Source organism: Streptomyces sp. NWU339, from assembly GCF_003143855.1.
Taxonomy (GTDB): Bacteria; Actinomycetota; Actinomycetes; order Streptomycetales; family Streptomycetaceae; genus Streptomyces.
Map to the genome: position 1 here is coordinate 248020 of NZ_QFRK01000006.1, position 20859 is coordinate 268878.

General features: G+C 68.6%; 16 protein-coding genes and 3 pseudogenes. 13 read left to right on the forward strand and 6 right to left on the reverse strand.

The annotated features are described in order from the left end of the window. Positions 1 to 77: 77 nt before the first annotated feature. The 6 genes from DIZ27_RS10515 to DIZ27_RS10540 all read left to right on the forward strand — a co-directional run bounded on the left by DIZ27_RS10515 (position 78) and on the right by DIZ27_RS10540 (position 8688). Positions 78 to 818, forward strand: coding sequence for a response regulator transcription factor (locus DIZ27_RS10515; protein ID WP_109378072.1), 741 nt, complete (start codon positions 78 to 80; stop codon positions 816 to 818). Next, complete coding sequence (locus tag DIZ27_RS10520; RefSeq protein WP_109378073.1) at positions 815 to 1927, forward strand: HAMP domain-containing sensor histidine kinase; 1113 nt, start codon at positions 815 to 817, stop codon at positions 1925 to 1927. Before DIZ27_RS10515 ends, DIZ27_RS10520 begins: the two co-directional genes overlap by 4 nt. A gap of 291 nt (positions 1928 to 2218) precedes the next feature. Further along, positions 2219 to 6067 (forward strand): multifunctional oxoglutarate decarboxylase/oxoglutarate dehydrogenase thiamine pyrophosphate-binding subunit/dihydrolipoyllysine-residue succinyltransferase subunit, encoded by a 3849-nt coding sequence (locus tag DIZ27_RS10525; RefSeq protein ID WP_109378074.1) that lies wholly within the window; start codon positions 2219 to 2221, stop codon positions 6065 to 6067. 91 nt (positions 6068 to 6158) lie between these two features. Then, entirely contained in the window at positions 6159 to 6341 is a 183-nt protein-coding gene (locus DIZ27_RS10530) for a DUF6104 family protein (protein ID WP_019058231.1), read from the forward strand. Positions 6342 to 6746: 405 nt separating this feature from the next. Next, the gene (locus DIZ27_RS10535) at positions 6747 to 7637 is read left to right on the forward strand and encodes a DUF4097 family beta strand repeat-containing protein (protein ID WP_109378075.1); all 891 of its coding nucleotides are present in this window, start codon (positions 6747 to 6749) and stop codon (positions 7635 to 7637) included. A gap of 1 nt (position 7638) precedes the next feature. Continuing rightward, a complete protein-coding gene (locus tag DIZ27_RS10540) occupies positions 7639 to 8688 on the forward strand; it encodes a PadR family transcriptional regulator (RefSeq protein WP_109378076.1) in 1050 nt (349 codons plus the stop codon). A gap of 120 nt (positions 8689 to 8808) precedes the next feature. Here DIZ27_RS10540 and DIZ27_RS10545 read toward each other — a convergent pair whose 3' ends face one another. After that, positions 8809 to 9774, reverse strand: coding sequence for a zinc-binding dehydrogenase (locus DIZ27_RS10545; protein WP_109378077.1), 966 nt, complete (start codon positions 9772 to 9774; stop codon positions 8809 to 8811). A 197-nt stretch (positions 9775 to 9971) separates the two neighbouring features. Next, a complete protein-coding gene (locus tag DIZ27_RS10550) occupies positions 9972 to 11210 on the reverse strand; it encodes an NADP-dependent malic enzyme (protein WP_109378078.1) in 1239 nt (412 codons plus the stop codon). A 584-nt stretch (positions 11211 to 11794) separates the two neighbouring features. On the opposite strand from DIZ27_RS10550, the gene DIZ27_RS10560 reads away from it, so the two are divergent. The 3 genes from DIZ27_RS10560 to DIZ27_RS10570 are packed head-to-tail and all read left to right on the forward strand — an operon-like array spanning position 11795 to position 14509. After that, positions 11795 to 12763: an ABC transporter substrate-binding protein gene (locus DIZ27_RS10560; RefSeq protein ID WP_109378079.1), complete on the forward strand. Its 969-nt coding sequence runs from the start codon at positions 11795 to 11797 to the stop codon at positions 12761 to 12763. 37 nt (positions 12764 to 12800) lie between these two features. Further along, complete coding sequence (locus tag DIZ27_RS10565; protein ID WP_109378080.1) at positions 12801 to 13739, forward strand: amino acid ABC transporter permease; 939 nt, start codon at positions 12801 to 12803, stop codon at positions 13737 to 13739. Further along, complete coding sequence (locus tag DIZ27_RS10570) at positions 13736 to 14509, forward strand: amino acid ABC transporter ATP-binding protein (protein ID WP_109378081.1); 774 nt, start codon at positions 13736 to 13738, stop codon at positions 14507 to 14509. The genes DIZ27_RS10565 and DIZ27_RS10570 overlap by 4 nt, the downstream gene beginning before the upstream one ends. 90 nt (positions 14510 to 14599) lie before the next feature. On the opposite strand, the gene DIZ27_RS10575 is transcribed toward DIZ27_RS10570, so the two are convergent. Then, on the reverse strand, positions 14600 to 15370 hold the full coding sequence (locus tag DIZ27_RS10575) for a trans-aconitate 2-methyltransferase (RefSeq protein ID WP_109378082.1): 771 nt from the start codon (positions 15368 to 15370) through the stop codon (positions 14600 to 14602). Positions 15371 to 15470: 100 nt separating this feature from the next. Between DIZ27_RS10575 and DIZ27_RS10580 the strand changes: the two genes are divergently transcribed. Further along, positions 15471 to 16121 (forward strand): ABATE domain-containing protein, encoded by a 651-nt coding sequence (locus tag DIZ27_RS10580; RefSeq protein WP_109378083.1) that lies wholly within the window; start codon positions 15471 to 15473, stop codon positions 16119 to 16121. Here the strand turns inward: DIZ27_RS10580 and sodX are convergent. Then, positions 16004 to 16438 carry a nickel-type superoxide dismutase maturation protease gene (gene sodX, locus DIZ27_RS10585; protein WP_146228925.1) on the reverse strand — a complete coding sequence of 145 codons (435 nt, stop codon included), beginning with the start codon at positions 16436 to 16438 and terminating at the stop codon, positions 16004 to 16006. The two genes, DIZ27_RS10580 and sodX, sit on opposite strands and share 118 nt — an antisense overlap. Before the next feature lie 145 nt (positions 16439 to 16583). On the opposite strand from sodX, the gene sodN reads away from it, so the two are divergent. Next, a complete protein-coding gene (sodN, locus tag DIZ27_RS10590; RefSeq protein WP_109378085.1) occupies positions 16584 to 16979 on the forward strand; it encodes a superoxide dismutase, Ni in 396 nt (131 codons plus the stop codon). Between the two features lie 7 nt (positions 16980 to 16986). Here the strand turns inward: sodN and DIZ27_RS10595 are convergent. After that, positions 16987 to 17337 (reverse strand): annotated as a pseudogene (locus DIZ27_RS10595) (tyrosine-type recombinase/integrase); the annotation flags it as partial. Positions 17338 to 17465: 128 nt separating this feature from the next. Here DIZ27_RS10595 and DIZ27_RS45125 point away from each other — a divergent pair. Both DIZ27_RS45125 and fxsT read left to right on the forward strand, forming a co-directional pair. Continuing rightward, entirely contained in the window at positions 17466 to 17864 is a 399-nt protein-coding gene (locus tag DIZ27_RS45125) for a hypothetical protein (protein ID WP_146228926.1), read from the forward strand. Continuing rightward, positions 17861 to 20491 (forward strand): annotated as a pseudogene (fxsT, locus tag DIZ27_RS45130) (FxSxx-COOH system tetratricopeptide repeat protein); the annotation flags it as partial. The gene DIZ27_RS45125 and the pseudogene fxsT, both read left to right, overlap by 4 nt. Positions 20492 to 20698: 207 nt before the next feature. Here fxsT and DIZ27_RS46955 read toward each other — a convergent pair. Then, positions 20699 to 20859, reverse strand: a pseudogene (locus tag DIZ27_RS46955) (IS1380 family transposase); the annotation flags it as partial.

The window sequence follows — 20859 nt, forward strand, 5'->3', positions numbered from 1 at the left end:
CATTCAAGCGTCAATCGCAGTCATGCGCAGGGACGGATCACCCCACGGATCCCGAAAGCACACTTCAGGGGCGGGCGATGGAGCAGACACACACCTCCCACAACGGCACGGCGGCGACCACCCCGGGCGCACAACGCCGGGTCCTGGTGGTCGAGGACGACGCGACGATCGTGGACGCCATCGCGACCCGCCTTCGTGCCGAGGGATTCCTGGTGCAGACGGCGGGCGACGGTCCGTCCGCCGTCGACACGGCGGAGGCATGGCAGCCCGACCTGCTGATCCTCGACATCATGCTGCCGGGCTTCGACGGCCTGGAGGTCTGCCGGCGCGTGCAGGCCCAGCGGCCGGTGCCGGTCATGATGCTGACCGCGCGCGACGACGAGACCGACATGCTGGTCGGGCTGGGCGTCGGCGCCGACGACTACATGACCAAGCCGTTCTCCATGCGGGAACTGGCGGCACGCGTGCACGTACTGCTGCGCCGCATGGAGCGGGCGGCCCTGGCGGCCACCACACCGCGCAGCGGCATCCTGCGCCTGGGCGAGCTGGAGATCGACCACGCGCAGCGCAGGGTGCGGGTGCGCAGTGAGGACGTCCATCTGACGCCCACCGAGTTCGACCTGCTGGTGTGCCTGGCGAACACGCCCCGCGCGGTGCTCTCCCGGGAGCAGCTGCTGGCCGAGGTCTGGGACTGGGCGGACGCCTCCGGCACCCGTACCGTCGACAGCCACATCAAGGCGCTGCGCCGGAAGATCGGCGCCGAGCGCATCCGTACCGTGCACGGCGTGGGCTACGCCCTGGAGACGCCGACGCCGTGAGCGACCGGTCGGCCACACGGAGAGGCCCCGGGGACCACGGTCCCTGGGGCGGTGTCCGCCCGTTCTCGATCAAGACCAAGCTGGGCGCGCTGGTCGTCATATCGGTGCTGATCACCACCGGTCTCTCCATGATCGCGGTGCACACCAAGACCGAGCTGCGCTTCATCACGGTCTTCTCGATGATCGCCACGCTGCTCATCACCCAGTTCGTGGCGCACTCGCTCACCGCGCCGCTGGACGACATGAACGCCGTGGCCCGGTCCATCTCGCACGGCGACTACACCCGCCGGGTGCGGGAGAACCGCCGGGACGAGCTGGGCGATCTGGCCCAGACCATCAACGTCATGGCCGACGAGCTGGAGGCCCAGGACCACCAGCGCAAGGAGCTGGTGGCCAACGTCTCGCACGAGCTGCGCACCCCGATCGCGGGGCTGCGCGCGGTGCTGGAGAACATCGTCGACGGCGTCACCGAGGCCGACCCCGAGACGATGCGCACGGCGCTGAAGCAGACCGAACGGCTCGGCCGGCTGGTGGAGACGCTGCTCGACCTGTCCCGCCTGGACAACGGTGTCGTCCCGCTGAAGCGGCAGCGGTTCGAGGTGTGGCCCTATCTGTCCGGCGTGCTCAAGGAGGCCAACATGGTCGCCTCCGCGCGCGCGGGCATGGCCACCGGCTCCGGCAGCCACACCCGTACGGACGTCTATCTGCGCCTCGACGTCTCGCCGCCGGAGCTCACCGCGCACGTCGACCCGGAGCGCATCCACCAGGTGGTCGCCAACCTCATCGACAACGCGGTCAAGCACAGTCCGCCGCACGGCCATGTGACGGTCAGGGCACGGCCCGGAACGCAGCCGGATTCGCTGCGGCTGGAAATCCTGGACGAGGGACCCGGCATTCCGCGGACCGAATGGCACCGCGTCTTCGAGCGCTTCAACCGCGGCAGCGTCAATCTGCCGCACGGCCCGGGCAGCGACGGCGGCACCGGCCTCGGTCTGGCGATCGCCCGCTGGGCCGTCGATCTCCACGGCGGACGGATCGGGGTGGCCGAATCCGAGCGTGGTTGCCGGATTCTTATCACTCTTCCGGGAGCGTCTCCCGCGTCAGGTTGACGTAAGGTTCGAAGTCGAGTCACAAGATCCACGTGTGTTCGCCCTGCCGGACACGTGTGATCAGGCAAAGACCCGGGTCGCGAGTGCGCCGGGTCGTGCCCGACGCATGACTGATGCGGCCCGAAAAAGCGGAACCACGCTTGTTTCCCGCCATTTCCCACACCGAAACACCCTCCGAGATGTGACTTACGCGACGTTGAACGGGCCCGACCTGACCTTCCCGCTCTTGGAGGCGTAGCCTTAATTTCCGCTGTCCATCATCTTGTGAAGCGGAAGAGGGCGGTTGACGCCGTGTCGCCACAGTCCCCCAGTAACTCGAGCATCTCGACCGACACCGACCAAGCGGGCAAGAACCCCGCTGCGGCCTTCGGTGCCAACGAATGGCTCGTCGACGAGATCTACCAGCAGTACCTCCAGGACCCGAACTCGGTCGACCGGGCCTGGTGGGACTTCTTCGCCGACTACAAGCCTGGGGCGCCCCAGGCCTCTGCACCGGTGAGCAACGCGTCGACGGGGACCGCGGGCACGACGACGGCTCCGCCGGCCACTCCGGCCCAGCCCGCTGCCGCGCCCGCGCCGCCCTCCGCCCCGCAGCCCGCCGCCGCGGCACCGGCCGCCAAGGCGCCGGCGCAGGTGCCCGCTCCGGCGAAGGCCGCCCCGGCCCCCGCCCAGGCCGCCCCCGCCCAGGCCGCCCCCGCCAAGCCCGCCGCCGCGAAGGCACCGGCAGCCAAGGCTCCGGCCGCCAAGGCCCAGCCCGCCGACGAGGCCAAGCAGGGCCCCGAGCAGGTGACGCTGCGCGGCCCGTCCGCGGCCGTCGCGAAGAACATGGACGCCTCGCTGGAGGTGCCCACGGCCACGTCCGTGCGCGCGCTCCCGGTGAAGCTCCTGTTCGACAACCGCATCGTCATCAACAACCACCTCAAGCGTGCCCGCGGCGGGAAGATCTCCTTCACGCACCTCATCGGCTACGCGATGGTCCAGGCCATCAAGGCGATGCCGTCGATGAACTGGCACTACGCGAAGGTGGACGGCAAGCCCACCCTGGTGAAGCCGGAGCACGTCAAGTTCGGCCTCGCCATCGACCTGGTCAAGCCGAACGGCGACCGCCAGCTGGTCGTCGCGGGCATCGAGAAGGCCGAGACGCTGAACTTCTTCGAGTTCTGGCAGGCCTACGAGGACATCGTCCGTCGCGCCCGCGACAACAAGCTGACGATGAACGACTTCACCGGCGTCACCGTCTCGCTGACCAACCCCGGCGGCCTGGGCACCGTCCACTCCGTGCCCCGCCTGATGCAGAACCAGTCGGTGATCCTGGGCGTCGGCTCCATGGACTACCCGGCCGAGTTCCAGGGCACCAGCCAGGACACCCTCAACAAGCTCGGCATCTCGAAGGTCATGACGCTCACGTCGACCTACGACCACCGGGTGATCCAGGGTGCCGCCTCCGGCGAGTTCCTGCGCGCGGTCGCGAACCTCCTCCTCGGCGAGAACAACTTCTACGACGAGATCTTCGAGGCGCTGCGCATCCCCTACGAGCCGGTCCGCTGGCTCAAGGACATCGACGCGTCCCACGACGACGACGTCACGAAGGCCGCCCGCGTCTTCGAGCTGATCCACTCCTACCGGGTCCGCGGCCACGTCATGGCCGACACCGACCCGCTGGAGTACCGCCAGCGCAAGCACCCCGACCTGGACATCACCGAGCACGGGCTCACCCTCTGGGACCTGGAGCGCGAGTTCGCGGTCGGCGGTTTCGCGGGCAAGACCCTGATGAAGCTGCGCGACATCCTGGGTGTGCTGCGCGACTCGTACTGCCGCACCACCGGCATCGAGTTCATGCATATCCAGGACCCGAAGCAGCGCAAGTGGATCCAGGACCGCGTGGAGCGCACGCACTCCAACCTGGAGCGCGAGGAGCAGCTGCGCATCCTGCGCCGGCTGAACGCCGCGGAGGCGTTCGAAACCTTCCTGCAGACCAAGTACGTCGGCCAGAAGCGCTTCTCCCTGGAGGGCGGCGAGTCCGTCATCCCGCTGCTGGACGCCGTTCTGGACTCGGCCGCCGAGTCCCGTCTCGACGAGGTCGTCATCGGCATGGCCCACCGCGGCCGGCTGAACGTGCTGGCCAACGTCGTGGGCAAGTCGTACGCGCAGATCTTCCGCGAGTTCGAGGGCAACCTCGACCCGAAGTCGATGCACGGCTCCGGCGACGTGAAGTACCACCTGGGCGCCGAGGGCACCTTCACCGGTCTCGACGGCGAGCAGATCAGGGTCTCCCTGGTCGCCAACCCGTCCCACCTGGAGGCGGTGGACCCGGTCCTGGAAGGCGTCGTGCGCGCCAAGCAGGACATCATCGGCAAGGGCGGCACGGACTTCACCGTCCTGCCGGTGGTGATCCACGGCGACGCGGCCTTCGCGGGCCAGGGCGTGGTGGCCGAGACCCTGAACATGTCGCAGCTGCGCGGCTACCGCACCGGCGGCACGGTCCACGTCGTCATCAACAACCAGGTCGGCTTCACCGCCGCTCCCGAGTCCTCGCGCTCGTCGATGTACGCGACGGACGTGGCCCGCATGATCGAGGCCCCGATCTTCCACGTGAACGGCGACGACCCGGAGGCCGTGGTCCGCGTCGCGCGGCTGGCCTTCGAGTTCCGCCAGGCGTTCAACAAGGACGTGGTGATCGACCTCATCTGCTACCGCCGCCGCGGTCACAACGAGTCGGACAACCCGGCCTTCACGCAGCCGCTGATGTACGACCTGATCGACAAGAAGCGCTCGGTGCGCAAGCTGTACACCGAGTCCCTCATCGGTCGCGGCGACATCACCCTGGAAGAGGCCGAGCAGGCGCTGCAGGACTACCAGGGCCAGCTGGAGAAGGTCTTCACCGAGGTCCGCGAGGCGGCGTCCCAGCCGTCGGCCGCCGAGCCCTCGGAGCCGCAGGCCCAGTTCCCGGTGGCGGTGAACACGGCGGTCAGCTCCGAGGTCGTCAAGCGGATCGCCGAGTCGCAGGTCAACATCCCCGACCACGTCACCATCCACCCGCGTCTGCTGCCGCAGCTGCAGCGCCGGGCGGCGATGGTCGAGGACGGCACGATCGACTGGGGCATGGGCGAGACCCTCGCGGTCGGCTCGCTGCTCCTGGAGGGCGTCCCGGTCCGGCTCTCCGGCCAGGACTCGCAGCGCGGCACCTTCGGCCAGCGCCACGCGGTCGTCATCGACCGCGAGACGGGTGCCGAGTTCACGCCGCTGCTGTACCTGTCCGAGGACCAGGCCCGGTACAACGTCTACAACTCCCTGCTCTCCGAGTACGCGGTGATGGGCTTCGAGTACGGCTACTCGCTGGCCCGCCCCGACGCACTCGTGATGTGGGAGGCGCAGTTCGGCGACTTCGCCAACGGCGCGCAGACGGTCGTGGACGAGTTCATCTCGTCGGCCGAGCAGAAGTGGAACCAGACCTCCGGCGTGACCCTGCTCCTGCCGCACGGCTACGAGGGTCAGGGCCCGGACCACTCCTCGGCCCGCCCGGAGCGGTTCCTGCAGCTCTGCGCGCAGAACAACATGACGGTCGCGATGCCGACGGTCCCGTCGAACTACTTCCACCTCCTGCGGTGGCAGGTGCACAACCCGCACCACAAGCCGCTGGTCGTCTTCACCCCGAAGTCGATGCTGCGTCTGAAGGCGGCGGCCTCGAAGGCGGAGGAGTTCACCACGGGCCAGTTCCGCCCGGTCATCGGCGACGACTCGGTCGACCCGGCCGCGGTCAAGAAGGTCGTCTTCACCGCCGGCAAGGTCTACTACGACCTGGATGCCGAGCGGCAGAAGCGCGGCATCACGGACACGGCGATCATCCGCATCGAGCGCCTGTACCCGCTGCCGGGTACCGAACTCCAGGCGGAGATCAAGAAGTACCCGAACGCCGAGAAGTACCTGTGGGCCCAGGAGGAGCCGGCGAACCAGGGCGCCTGGCCGTTCATCGCGCTCAACCTGATCGACCACCTCGACCTGGCCGTCGGTGCCGACGTCCCGCACGACGAGCGTCTGCGCCGCATCTCGCGTCCGCACGGCTCGTCCCCGGCCGTCGGTTCCGCGAAGCGGCACCAGGCCGAGCAGGAGCAGCTGGTGCGTGAGGTGTTCGACGCCTGACCGACGCCGTCACGGGTCGTTCCCGGCCGGGCCGCACCCCCTCTTCGGGGGGTGCGGCCCGGCCCGTTTGCGCGCACATATCCTTGTCCTCATGTACTTCACGGACCGTGGCATCGAGGAACTGGAGAAGCGGCGCGGCGAGGAGGAGGTCACCTTCGAATGGCTCGCCGAGCAGCTGCGGACGTTCGTCGACCTCAACCCCGACTTCGAGGTGCCGGTGGAGCGCCTGGCGACATGGCTGGCCCGGCTGGACGACGACGAGGACGACGAGTAGGCGAGTAGGCGAGTAGGCGAGTAGGCGAGTACACGGGTAGCCGGGTAGCCGGGTAGCCGGGTAGCCGGACAGGGGACATTCGGTCGCGCAGGGCGCCATGAGCCGACCGGGGCGTCCCCGCCCGCTCCGGCTCCTCTCGCCACTCCCGGCCCCGCCTCCGGCCTGGGGTCGTTCCGTCGACATGGCCACACACCGGGGCGGTTCGCCCCTCCTGCATGAGGACTGATCACCAGAACGAGTGTCTTGACTTTCCCCGGCCGCGATATATCGTGAATTACGTGAGACGCGATATGGCGCGTCGGGGTTCTCGCATGCCGGGTGTGCATCGCCGGCACCACCCTCGGTCGACCGTCCCGTCGCCTCGCCGTCCGGCTAGTCAGGCAGTCCGGCCCAGGAGGTTCCACCATGCCCGAAAGGTCCGTCTCAGAGCCCGCGAAGCTCACGTTCGACGAGCCGGTGAGCGAGCTCCACGTACGCATCGTCAACGGAACGGTGAACGTGGTGGGCACGGACGAAGGTTCCGCCCGCCTGGAGGTCTCCGAGATCGAGGGACCGCCCCTGACGGTCACCCAGCAGGGCGGCACCCTCACGGTGGCCTACGAGGACCTGCCCTGGAAGGACTTCCTCAAGTGGCTGGACCGCAAGGGCCGGCACCGCAGCGCGGTGGTCTCGCTGGCGGTTCCGACGCAGACACGGGTCGAGGTGGGGGTGGTCGGTGCCGGGGCCGTGGTCTCCGGGGTCAAAGGGCCGTCGGTGGTGCGGGGAGTCACCGGCGACACGACGCTGGTCGCCCTCTCCGGCCCGGTCCGCGCGGACACGGTGTCCGGGAACGTCGAGGCCCAGTCCGTCACCGGTGACCTGCGGTTCCACTCGGTCTCCGGGGACCTCACCGTGGTCGACGGGTCCGGGTCCACCGTGCGGGCGGACTCGGTCAGCGGCTCCATGATCGTGGACCTCGCTCCCGACGGTCCCACCGACATCCGGCTGGCCAGCGTCTCCGGGGAGATCGCGATCCGACTGCCCGATCCGGCGGACGCGGAGGTCGAGGCCAACACGGCGAGCGGCGCCGTCTCCAACGCCTTCGACGGCCTGCGGGTGCACGGCCAGTGGGGCGCCCACAAGATCACCGGTCGGCTGGGCGCGGGCAACGGCAAGCTGCGGGCCACCACCGTCTCCGGTTCCATCGCCCTGTTGCGCCGCCCGCCCCGCGAGGAGGAGAGCGAGCCGTGGGACGCACCGGCCGACACCACGGCTGACGGCACGACCGACGGCACGACCGACAAGAAGGTGCTCTGACATGGCCCCCGTCTTCGCTCACGGACGCCTCCGCCTCTACCTGCTGAAGCTGCTGGACGAGGCCCCGCGCCACGGCTACGAGGTGATCCGCCTCCTCGAGGAGCGCTTCCAGGGGCTGTACGCACCGTCGGCGGGCACGGTCTACCCGCGCCTGGCCAAGCTGGAGGCGGAGGGCCTGGTCACCCACGCCACCGAGGGCGGCCGCAAGGTGTACTCCATCACGGACGCCGGCCGTGCCGAACTGACCGACCGCAGTGGTGAGCTGGCCGATCTGGAGCTGGAGATCCGGGAGTCGGTCGCCGAACTCGCCGCCGAGATACAGGCCGATGTCCGCGGCGCGGCCGGCGACCTGCGCCGCGAGATGCGGGCCGCCGCCGGCCAGGCCCGCCAGGGGCGGGACGCGGGGACGGGAGCCGAACCCGGCCCCGGCTCCGGAGACTTCACGGGCCTCGGTGAGAAGGAGGCCTGGCGGGCTGCCAAGGAGGAGCTGCGACGCGCCAAGCAGGAGTGGAAGGAGCAGGCCCGGCGCGCCAAGGACGAGAGCCGCCGCGCCCGTGACGAGGCTCAGCGCGCCCGCCGCCAGGCCAAGGAGGCCCAGGACCGGGCCACCGCCCAGGCCCAGGAGGAGGTGCAGCGCATCGCCCGGCGGGTGCAGGAGCAGATGCAGGACCACTTCTCACGCGGCGACTGGCCGACCGGCCTGCGCGAAGGGCTGGGTGAACTGGTCAAGGAGGTGGGCGAGTTCGGCAAGGACTTCGGCTTCGGCCGCACCGGTACGGAGAGCGGCACTCCGGCGCCCGGACCGTCTTACTCCCAGACCCCGGAGGACTTCCCGGCCGACTACACCCCGGCCTGGGCGCACGAGGGCGCCACGGACTCCACCGGCGACCCCGCGCGGGACCTGGACCGGCTGCTGGACAGGTTCCGGGACGACATCCGCGACGCGACCCGCGACCACGGGATCACCCCGGACCAGCTCCGCGAGGCCCGTCGCCACCTGTCCACGGCGGCAGCCCACATCGGAGCCCTCCTGCGCGCCCCGAAGCCCTGACCCGCTCCCGTACAGGACCCTCGTCAGGGACTCGTGGGTGGCCCCGTGATCGTTTCCGACGGCCGGCCCGGAATCCGGACCGGCCGTGGAGAGGAACCGCGCATACCGAGAGCCGCGAACCTACGGAACCGTGAGCACGATCTTCCCGAACTGCCCGCCCGTCTCCATCCGTTCGAAGCCTTCCCGCGCCCGGTCCATGGGCAGTACCTCGTCGATGACGGGCCGCACCCCGGTGGCGGCGCAGAAGGCGAGCAGGTCCTCCAGCTCGTCCTTGGTCCCCATCGTCGACCCGACGATCTTGAGCTCCAGGAAGAAGATCCGGGTGAGCTCGGCGTGCGACGGCCGGTCGCCACTGGTGGCGCCGGAGATCACCAGCGTGCCGCCGGGCCGCAGCGACTTCACCGAGTGGGACCAGGTCGCGGCCCCCACCGTCTCGATGACCGCGTCGACCCGCTGCGGCAGCCGGGCTCCGGGCTCCAGCGCCTCCACCGCGCCCAGTTCCACGGCCCGCTTCCGCTTCGCCTCGTCCCTGCTGGTGGCGAAGACCCGCAGTCCCGCGGCCTTCCCCAGCACGATCGCGGCGGTGGCGACGCCTCCGCCGGCCCCCTGCACCAGGACGGAGTCACCGGGCCGCACCCCGGCGTTGGTGAACAGCATCCGGTACGCGGTCAGCCAGGCCGTGGGCAGGCAGGCCGCCTCCTCGAAGGACAGTTCCTTCGGCTTGGGCAGGACGTTCCAGGTGGGCACGGCGACCTGCTCGGCGAAGGTGCCGGGGTAACGCTCCGTCAGGATCGACCGGGGTTCGTTCGGGCCCACTCCATGGCCGGTCTGTCCGATCACGGAGTGCAGGACGACCTCGTTGCCGTCCTCGTCGATGCCGGCGGCGTCACAGCCGAGGATCATGGGCAGCTTGTCCTCCGCAAGGCCCACGCCCCGCAGGGACCACAGGTCATGATGGTTGAGGGAGGCGGCCTTCACGGTCACGGTGCTCCAGCCGGGACGGGCCTCGGGAGCCGGACGCTCCCCCAGCTCCAGACCGGAAAGCGGCTGGTCACGGTCGATTCGGGCGGCGTAGACAGCGAACATGACCTTGACGATAGGCCGCCCGTCCCCCCGACGGAACAACGCGGCGCTGTGAGACACGCCTTCTTGCCACCACACCGCACCGCACCCCGGAGACCCCGCCCGTCTCCCGGCGCCCGACCCGCGTGGTGTGCCCGGCCGCCGGGAAAAGCAGTCGGCCCCGTCCACCCGAGGACGGGGCCGACACAGCTCCGCGCGCCTCAGCGCCGGGCGACGCCCTCCGCGCGGGCGGCAGCGGCCACCGCCGCGGTCACCGCCGGAGCGACCCGCTCGTCGAACGGGGACGGAATGACGTAGTCGGCGGAGAGGTCGTCCCCCACCACCGACGCCAGCGCCTCGGCCGCCGCCAGTTTCATCCCCTCGGTGATCCGCGAGGCACGCACCTGCAGCGCCCCCGCGAAGATCCCCGGGAACGCCAGCACGTTGTTGATCTGGTTCGGGAAGTCCGACCGTCCGGTGGCCACGACCGCCGCGTACTTGTGCGCGATCTCCGGGTGCACCTCGGGGTCGGGGTTGGCCATGGCGAAGACGAAGGCGCCCTTCGCCATCGACGCCACCGCCGACTCCGGCACCGTGCCGCCGGAGACGCCGATGAAGACGTCGGCCCCGTCCAGCGCGGTCTCCAGCGAACCGGAGATGCCCGCCTTGTTCGTGAACGCCGCCACTTCCCGCTTGATCGGCGTGAGGTCGTCACGCTCGCGCGAGACGACGCCCTTGCGGTCGGTCACCGCGACATCGCCGATCCCGGCTTCGACCAGCATCTTGGCGATCGCGACACCGGCCGCGCCGGCGCCCGAGATCACGGCCCGCAGATCGCCCAGCGCCCGCCCGCTCAGCCGCGCCGCGTTGCGCAGTGCCGCCAGCGACACGATCGCCGTGCCGTGCTGGTCGTCGTGGAAGACCGGGATGTCCAGCTGCTCCTGCAGCCGCCGCTCGACCTCGAAGCACCGGGGCGCCGAGATGTCCTCCAGGTTCACCCCGCCGAAGGACGGAGCGAGCCGGACCACGGTCTCGACGATCTCGTCCACGTCGGTGGTGTTCAGCGCGAGCGGAACCGCGTCCACGCCGCCGAACTGCTTGAAGAGGATCGCCTTGCCCTCCATCACGGGGAGGGAGGCCTCGGGGCCGATGTCACCGAGTCCCAGCACGGCCGTACCGTCGGTGACGACGGCGACGACCGAGGACTTCCAGGTGTAGTCGTGGACGAGTTCCGGCTGCTCGGCGATCGCGCTGCACACTTTCGCGACGCCGGGCGTGTACGCCAGGGACAGATCGTCCCTGTCACGGAGCGGCACGGTGGCCTGCACAGCCATCTTGCCGCCGCGGTGCAGCGCGAATGCCGGGTCGATGGAGTCGAGGGGCTCGGCCCCGCCGTCCTGTTCCGTGTGACCGTTCCGGCTTTCGCTGTCGCTGCGAGGATTGACAATCTCCGCTGCCACTTGGTTGACCCCTTAATCGTTCTTGGTTTGAGGGTTGCCGCTCCGGGTGAGGAGCGGGCGGGACCGCGCAGGGCCCGGTGGGTTGATACGTCGGGCACAGACACGACGGGCGCGCCGCACACGCGCCCTGGATCCCCGGATGAGGGGTGTAAAGCACCTTCTTACCGGACTGACGCCTTCGGCGACGAGTCCATAACGCAAAGGTCACATGCGGGCGCCGGGACTCATCGACCAATTTCAGGACAAGCCCCCGACAAGCACTTGACAAACGCTCGAGACCTGGCAAATGCCATGGCCGGGCGACCGATACCCCACCCTGAACCGGAGATCTTCCGGCTGGAACGGAGCATTCCCGCAGACCGTCCGGCCTTGATGGAACGAATCAGTGCGGTTCGAGCGCCACCCGTTACCTGATTTTGACATGGCGAGCCCACTGGATGGAGCAGTCCGAATGGCAAGATGCGGTAATCACACGAGGTCGCGACACTCGAAGGCATGTGCTCTCGGCGACCCGCGGCACTGCCGGTCCCCATCGGCAGTGGCCGAACCCATCGGCATTCCACTCATCCGCCGGAGGAACCACCATGGCCGCACGCACCACCCGTCGTACCCCCGCCGCCAAGTCCCGACTGGCAGCGGTCGGCGCGATCGCGGTCGCAGGCACTCTGCTCATCACCGGCTGCGGTGACCAGACCAAGGACAACGGCTCGGGCAGCAGCGACACCGCGTCGACGAGCGCCGCCCCGCTGGCCGACAAGCTCCCCCAGTCGATCCGCGACAAGGGCGTCATCAAGGTCGGTTCGGACATCGCGTACGCCCCGGTCGAGTTCAAGGACGACTCCGGCAAGGTGGTCGGCATCGACCCCGACCTCGCGGCCGCCATGGGCAAGCAGCTCGGCGTGACGTTCGAGTTCCAGAACGGCACGTTCGACACCCTGATCGGCGGTCTCGCATCCAAGCGCTACGACATCGCGATGTCGGCCATGACCGACACCAAGGAGCGGCAGGAGGGCATCGACGCCGACACCGGCAAGAAGGTCGGCGCCGGCGTCGACTTCGTCGACTACTTCACCGCGGGCGTCTCGCTCTACACCAACAAGGGCGACGACCAGGGCATCAAGACCTGGGACGACCTGTGCGGCAAGACCATGGCGGTCCAGCGCAACACCTTCTCCCACGACCTCGCCAAGGAGCAGGCGCAGAAGTGCGAGAAGGGCGGCAAGAAGACTCTGAAGATCGAGGACTTCGCGACCAACCCCGAAGCCGAGACCCGGATGCGCTCCAAGGGCGCGAACGTCGTCTCCGCCGACTTCCCGATCGCCGCGTACTCAGTGAAGAACTCCGGCGGGGGCAAGTACTTCGAGATCGTCGGCGACCAGGTCGAGGCGGGCCCGTACGGCATCGCCGTCGCCAAGGACAACACCGAGCTGCGGGACGCTCTGCAGGCGGCCGTCCAGGCAGTCATCGACAGCGGCGAGTACACGAAGATCGTGGAGAAGTGGGGTGTCGCAGACGGTGCGATCACCGAGGCCAAGATCAACGGCGGCTCCTGAACCGTCCCGTTCGACGTGGCTCTGAAAGGCTCCATCTGTGACTGCTGACGTCAACAAGACGACCGGTCCCGACGTAACGCCCCCCGCCGGGCCGGAGGCCATCAAGGCCGTTCCGGTCCGGCATCCGGGGCGGTACGTGTCCGCCGTCGTCGCGCTCGCCCTTCTGGGCGCGGTCGTCTACGCCTTCGCCCAAGGCAAGATCAACTGGGGTGCGATCCCCGAGTACTTCTTCGACGACCGCATCATCGACGGTGTCCTGAACACCCTGCTGCTCACGGTGCTGTCGATGGTGATCGGCATCGCCGGCGGCATCCTGCTCGCCGTGATGCGCCTGTCGAAGAACCCGGTGACCTCGTCGATCGCGTGGTTCTACATCTGGTTCTTCCGCGGCACACCGGTCCTGGTCCAGCTCTTCGTCTGGTTCAACCTGGGCCTGGTGTTCGAGTACATCAACCTGGGTCCGGTCTACAAGGACTACTGGTCGTCCTTCATGACGCCGCTGCTGGCGGCGCTGCTCGGCCTGGGCCTCAATGAGGCCGCCTACATGGCCGAGATCTGCCGCGCCGGTCTGCTCTCGGTCGACGAGGGACAGACCGAGGCGTCGCACGCCCTGGGAATGAGCCACACGAAGACACTCCGCCGGATCGTCATCCCGCAGGCGATGCGCGTCATCGTGCCGCCGACCGGCAACGAAGTGATCAACATGCTGAAGACGACCTCGCTCGTCTCAGCTGTACAGTTCTACGACCTCTTCAAGGAGGCCCAGGACATCGGCCAGAACGCGGGCTCGCCGGTCGAGATGTACTTCTTGGCCGCAGCCTGGTATCTGATCATGACCTCGATCCTGAGCGTCGGGCAGTACTACATCGAGCGGTACTACGCCCGCGGTTCGAGTCGTTCCCTGCCCCAGACACCGCTGCAGCGTTTCAAGGCCGCGGTCCTTCCCACGCGCCGCCCGAAGGGAGTCACGGCATGAAGCAGCCCTCCCCCGCCATGGTCAAGGCCGAGGGTGTTCGCAAGTCCTTCGGCCCCGTGGACGTCCTCAAGGGCATCGACCTGGAGGTCAGGTCCGGTGAGGTGTTCTGCCTCATCGGCCCCTCCGGCTCCGGCAAGTCCACCTTCCTGAGGTGTATCAACCACCTCGAGAAGATCAACGCCGGGCGTCTGTACGTCGACGGGGAGCTGGTCGGCTACCGCCAGAAGGGCGACAAGCTGTACGAGCTCAAGGACAGCGAGGTCGCGCTGAAGCGCCGGGACATCGGCATGGTCTTCCAGCGCTTCAACCTGTTCCCGCACATGACGGCGCTGGAGAACGTCATCGAGGCGCCGGTACAGGTGAAGGGCGTGAGCAGGGGGCAGGCCCGGGAGCGCGCGGGGCAGCTGCTGGAGCGCGTGGGCCTGGCCGACAAGGCCGGGAACTACCCCTCCCAGCTCTCCGGCGGCCAGCAGCAGCGCGTGGCGATCGCGCGGGCGCTCGCCATGGACCCCAAGCTGATGCTGTTCGACGAGCCGACCTCGGCGCTCGACCCGGAGCTGGTCGGCGACGTCCTCGACGTCATGCGCGACCTGGCCGAGTCGGGCATGACCATGATCGTCGTCACCCATGAGATGGGCTTCGCCCGCGAGGTGGGCGACAGCCTGGTCTTCATGGACGGCGGCGTGGTGGTCGAGTCCGGCCACCCGCGCGACGTCCTGACGGACCCGCAGCACGAGCGCACGAAGTCGTTCCTGTCCAAGGTGCTCTGACACCCCGCACGGGTACGCACGGGGCGACGGCCCACGGCGAAGGGGCGGCACGGATCTCCGTACCGCCCCTTCGTCATGGACCCGCGGGTCTCACTTGAGCGCCAGCAGCAAGGTGTCCGAGGGGGAGCACCACACCGGGCGGGCCTCGGCGAACCCCCTCTCGCGCAGCACGCGCGCGTGCCACGCCGCGGACGGCATGTCGCCGTCGGCGTGCTCGCCGTAGATCTCGAAGCGGCGGGCGGTGGGCTCGGCGAGGACGGGGTCCTCGGCGGCGAGCTGCCACCATTCGGCCCAGTCGAGGGCGCCGTCCCGTTTGGCCTGATTCATGCGCGCGTGGCGCAGGGCGCGCTCGGCCGCGTTGATCCCGGGGGTCGTCTCGTCGATCATGTGGTCCGCGTTCATGAAGACACCGCCGTCACGGACGAGGCCGGCGACCTGTCCGTAGAGATCAGCGAGGGGTTCGTTGTGCAGCCAGTGGAGGGCGGTCGCGGTCAGCACGGCGTCGTAGGAGTCGTGGGGGAGCCCCGCCGGCCAGTCGGGGTCCTTCAGGTCGGCCGTCACGAAGGTGGCCCGCGGATCGCCCGCGAAGGTGCCCTCGGCGATGGTGAGCAGCGCCGGGTCCAGGTCGACGCCGGTGCTGGTGGCGTCCGGGAACCGGGCGAGCAGGCGGGCCGTGATGGTTCCCGTGCCGCACCCGAGGTCCAGCACGCGCGGGGAGGCGCCGACGACGGCCTCCACCATGTCGAGCATGACCCGCAGTCGCTCCTCGCGGTCGGGCATGTACCACTCCTGCTGCCGGTCCCAGCTCTCCTGCCAGGCAGGCCAGTCGGTGGTGGTGGTCCCGGTGTCCGCGTCCGTCATGAACCCGCTCCTTCACCCACGTCGCGTAATACCCTGTAAGCGCGATCGCCTGTTACTCAACCGCTGACACGACCATAAAGCCACCACGTAAGGACTACAAGTGGAACTGGCCTATTACTCGGATTACGCCGTGCGCCTCGTCAACACCGAGGAACCGGCCCGGGGCAAGGACACCCTGACCTCGGTGGAGGCCGTGCGCGCCCTGTTCGGCGCCAACCAGTCCGCGGCGCGGCGCGCGACCGATGCGGACGTGACCCGGTTCCGCTCGGTCCGGGCCCGGCTGCGTGCGGTCTTCGAGGCGGCGGACGGCGGCGACGAGACGCTCTCCGTCGACCTGCTGAACTCGCTGCTGCTGGAGTTCCCGGTGAGCCCGCAGATCTCCGGGCACGACTTCCGTGACGACGACGGCCGACCGCTGTGGCACATGCACCTGGCCGACCATCCGTCCAACGCGACCGCCGGCTACGCGGCCATCGCCGCGATGGGCCTCGCCTTCCACCTCACCGAGTACGGCGTGGACCGCCTCGGTCTGTGCGAGGCCCCGCCCTGCCGCAACGCCTACCTGGACACCTCGACCAACCGCTCCCGGCGCTACTGTTCCGACCGCTGCGCCACCCGGGCCAACGTGGCCGCCTACCGCGCCCGCAAACGCCTGGAGGCCGAGCGGGGGGAGAAGACCGGCCGCACCGCCGACAGCGCCCAGCCCACCAGCGCCAGCGGCGACCGTCGACCCGGTTTGCGCGGCCGGTAGCGCAGACGGACCCGGCCGAGCACCAGGTCGTCGGGCACCACCCCGTAGTCGGTGCTGTCACCACCGGCGTACGTGTTGTCCCCCAGCACCCACCAGCCGCCCTCGCGCCGTTCGGCGGCCCGCTTCACCACGAGCAGATCCTGCTGGAACGGGTGCCGCAGCACCACCACGTCGCCCGGCTTGACCCGGGCCCCGTAATGCACCAGGAGCCGGTCCCCGTGGTACAGCGTGGGCACCATGGACGGCCCCGTCACCTCGGCCACCCCGAAGGGCAGCGGCGCCCCCACCCGCTCGGCATCCTGCGACAGCTCCGGCATCACCCGGCACCTCCCCGGTTCTTCCTCCACCAGTCTCAGTCTGTCCCCCGACTTTTGTCCTAGGCCCCCGGGGGCACTCGCCAAATCCACTCCTCCACGGAGTAATGTCCCCTGTGAGAAGACGATCACGAGGAAGGATTGCTCCATGCTTTCCCGCCTGTTTGCCCCCAAGGTCAAGGTCAGCGCCCACTGCGACCTGCCCTGCGGCGTGTACGACCCCGCCCAGGCCCGTATCGAGGCGGAGTCGGTGAAGGCCGTCCAGGAAAAGATGGCCGACAACGACGACCCGCACTTCCAGGCCCGCGCCACCGTCATCAAGGAGCAGCGCGCCGAGCTGGCGAAGCACCACGTCTCCGTGCTGTGGAGCGACTACTTCAAGCCCCCGCACTTCGAGAAGTACCCGGAGCTGCACCAGCTGGTCAACGACACCCTGAAGGCCCTGTCGGCCGCCAAGGGCTCGACCGACCCGGCCACCGGCCAGAAGGCTCTGGACTACATCGCCCAGATCGACAAGATCTTCTGGGAGACGAAGAAGGCTTGATCTTCGATCATGCCCTCTGACCTGCGATTTTCTTGGTTGCAGTGTCTCCGAGTCCGCACCCGGTCCGCAGGCCGCCGAGCACGGCGTCCATGACGGTCCGGGTGCGGTCCTCTTCGCCCGGCCACAGGTGCGCGTAGATCCGCAGCGTGATGACGGCGGACGCGTGCCCGAGGACGAGCTGAACCTGCTTGACGCTCGCGCCGCCGGCAATCAGCGCGGAGGCGTAAAAGTGCCGCAGGTCGTGAGTCACCATGTGCGGCAGCTCGACGGGCTTGCGGCCTTCCCGCTCGACAGCCTCGTTCTCGGCCGCCTGAAGTGCCCCGCGAGCGCCGTTCCACTCGGTCTTCCAACGGCGGTAAAGGAAGCCCTCGGCGCCCCCGCCATCGAGATCACGCGCACCAGTCGCTGAAGCACGTGGGCCGACCGTTTAGCCAAGACCAGCCTCAAGTGGCTTCTCATCACTAAAATGGCGCCTAGCGCAATTAGGTGATCGACATCCTGGGGGTTCAGATGGACTTAGCGTTGGCCGAGCTGGCACTTGCGGCGCTGGGTGGTGCCAGCGGAAGCCTGAGCGAGGCAGTCGTAACGGATCTCTGGCAGCGTCTCCGGAGCCGCTTCTCGCGCAATGACCAGGCTGTCGCCGTCCTAGACGCGCGAAATAGCAACGATCCAGCTGCCGTCGCTCTACTTGGTGAGGCCCTACGTCGTGAGGCCGCGGCCGACCCTGAGTTCCGTCGTGAGATGGAGGAGTGGTTGTCACTCCTCGCTAAGCCCGTTGGCTCCACTACCAACACCGTGCACGGATCCCAGGGGCTCAATGCGCCTGGGGGAACCTTCAACGGTGAGGTGCACATGTCATTCGGTCAGTCCGAGCAAGCACGATGACGACGAGCCCCGAACCCGCTCGGGACACGACAGCTAACAGCGTCCTAGGCTCCACGGGTCTCAACGCTCCGGCGGCGCATTTCCACGATTCGGTCACCGTTAACGTCACGGGCCTCAGCTCCCCCACCCCATCCTTACAGGAGTTGCTCGCACTCGGCTCGGTAGAGGCTCCCTACGGCAGGCTTCCGCAGGCCGTGCTGGGGCGTGACAGCATCCTGACGGCCCTCACACAGACCGTGGAAGGTCCGCGTATCCAAGTCCTGTCCGGGATGGGCGGGGTGGGGAAGACAACGGTCGCCCTGAGCGCAGCCGAGCGTGCCAAGAAGGCCGGAGCCGAGGTCTTCTGGATCCAGGCCGGATCCGCAGCTGCCGTGGCCGACGGGATGCAGCAGGCGGCTCTCCGCGCCGGAGCCCCGGCCGAGCACGTCGCCCATGCCTGGGAGAAGGGCGGACGGCCTGCAGCCGATCTGGTGTGGCGCCATCTGGCGAACCTGGACCGCCCCTGGCTGCTTGTCTTCGACGATGCCGACGATCTCAACGTACTGTCCTGCCCAGGCGCCGCGCTTGCCGACGCCACGGGCTGGGTCAGGCCCCCGATCGGCATGTCACGTGGCGTCCTCGTCACCACGCGCGACGGCAACAAGCGATCCTGGGGCGACCGAATCGCACGCTTCCACCGACTTGAGGTCCTGGAACTCGAATTCGCAGGCCAGGTCCTCCAAGAACTGGCTCGTGAGGCAGGGGACGCGGCCTCCGCCAGGGCTCTGGCCGACCGGCTGGGCTCCCTGCCCCTTGCACTGCACTTGGCGGGCACATACCTGGCCATGGCACACGGCGATCCACTGGCCGAAGCACAGACCTTCGCCGGATACTCCGACGTGCTCGACGGCTCCCCGCTGTTCCTTGACGACGCGACCGAGGGCGTGCACGGGGATCTACGCAACGAGGAAGACCGGGCCCGCCGGACCATTGCCGGTACGTGGGAGCTGTCCCTGTCCCTCCTCGAACGGCAGGGCACAGAGCATGCCCGCAGCTTGCTGCAGTTGCTGTCCTGCTTCGCCCCGACCGCCTCCCTGCCGAACGCTCTGCTCAACCTTTCCGCCATTGCCACTCTGCCGATGTGGCCCGCGAGACTTCCGCCCCGGGCAATCAGAACTGCCATGGGCGGTCTTCGCAGGTTCGGCCTCATCGGGGTCAACACAGGTTCGACCGAACCCGTCTACCAGATCCACCGGCTCGTGGCCGAGGTGTCGGTCGCCCCACTCCTCACGGAGCCCGGGGCCTACCGAAAGGTATGGGATTCGGCCGCCGATCTGCTGGTGACAGCCACTCCCTACATGGAGAATCCGCGGGATCCGAGTTCCTGGCCGGCTTGGCAGGGGCTCATCCCGCACTGGCAGGTGATGCTGCGACGATTGCCTCAATGGGGCACCACGGCCGATGACCGTCTCAACGGCCTGCTGATCGGTGCCGGGGTCGCTGTTTCCTACCTGCACTTCCGAGGCGAGTACGCGGCGGCCTGCGAACTGGCGGACGAAGCGTTGGAGCGTGCTGATTCTACAGAAGCCGCTCCCTGGGTCAGGGTGAATATCCGCAGGCACCGGGCCATTGCAGTCGAGGAGATGGGCGATCTGACGGCGGCAGAGTCCGAACTTGACCGCATTACGGAGGAGTGCGTCAGGCAGTTCGGGGAGGCAGACTCCACCACCCTGACCGTGCGCTACCAGCGGGCGAGAGTGGCATGTCAGCGAGGAAAGCTAGAGGAGGCGGAGCGCGAGTACGACGAGGTGATCCGTCATGAGACCCGACTGTTCGGCGCCGATGCCGCCACCACGTTGCGCTCGCGGCACGGTCGTGCCATCTGCATCAGAGGCATGGGCCGCCTCGGTGAAGCTGCGGACGAGGGAAGACTGGTGCTGGAAGGACTGCGAGCCGAGCTGGGAGAAGAGCACCCCGATGTCCTTGAAGCCCAGCACGAATTCGCGATCTCTCTGCGCGATCAGGGGGAGAACCAGCGTGCCGAGGAGGTCTTCCGCCAGGTTCTCGAACTGGAAGAAGAGGTTCTCGGAGCTGAGCACCCATCCACGCTGATCACTCGTGCGAACCTGGCCATCACCCTCGTCCTGCGACAGGAGTTCACCGCAGCGGAGGCCGAGATTCGGGCCGTGCTGGACGCTCGGACACGCATCCTGGGACCCGATCATCCCGAGACGCTCGACGCGCGTCACAGCATGGCCATACTGCTCACACAACAAGGGGAGCTCGACGCGAAGAGCGCTGCGGCGGTCTTCGCGGAGCTGACCGACGCGCAGAAAAGGCAGCTCGTCGACGACCACCCCAACGTGTTGGCAGGTCGTAACAGCCGTGCTGCGGCACTCCGCTCTCTAGGCGAACTGACCGAGGCGGAATCGGAGTACAGGTCGATCTTGGATTCGGCGACTGCGCGCCACGGCGAACATCACCCAATCACGCTCAACGCCCACTACGAGTGGGCCATGGCCTTGGGACGCGTCGGGCGAACGGACGAAGCCATATCCGAGGTGCGCAATGTCCTGGCCCTCCAGGAGACCGTGCTTGGCAGCTCCCACCGCAACGTCGCCAGTGTCCGAGCATCGCTGGGCACGCTCCTGCTGCAACAGGGAAGCCTTGCCGAAGCCGAGGCGCAGTTGCAGCAAGCGCTGAACCTCGATCCACCGCGTGAATTCTGCTCACGGGCGTCGGGCGGGTTCCGGGTGTTTCTTCGGGACGCAGGCAGCGGTGATCGCCGGGTGGCCGACCGGTGCGGGGTCTCCAAGGTTCTTTCGGGTCGTGGGCGGTCAGGTCGAGCGTGTGGTTCACGTGACCATGCGCTGTCCGGTCGTCGTCCACAGGTCGACGAAGTCGGCTTCCCAGGGCCAGTGTTGGGACAGGTGGAGGGTGAGGCGGCGGGCGCCGGTGGCGATCCGGGCGGGGATGTTGATCAGGTGGCGGCGGATGGTGCCGGTCCGTGCCCTGG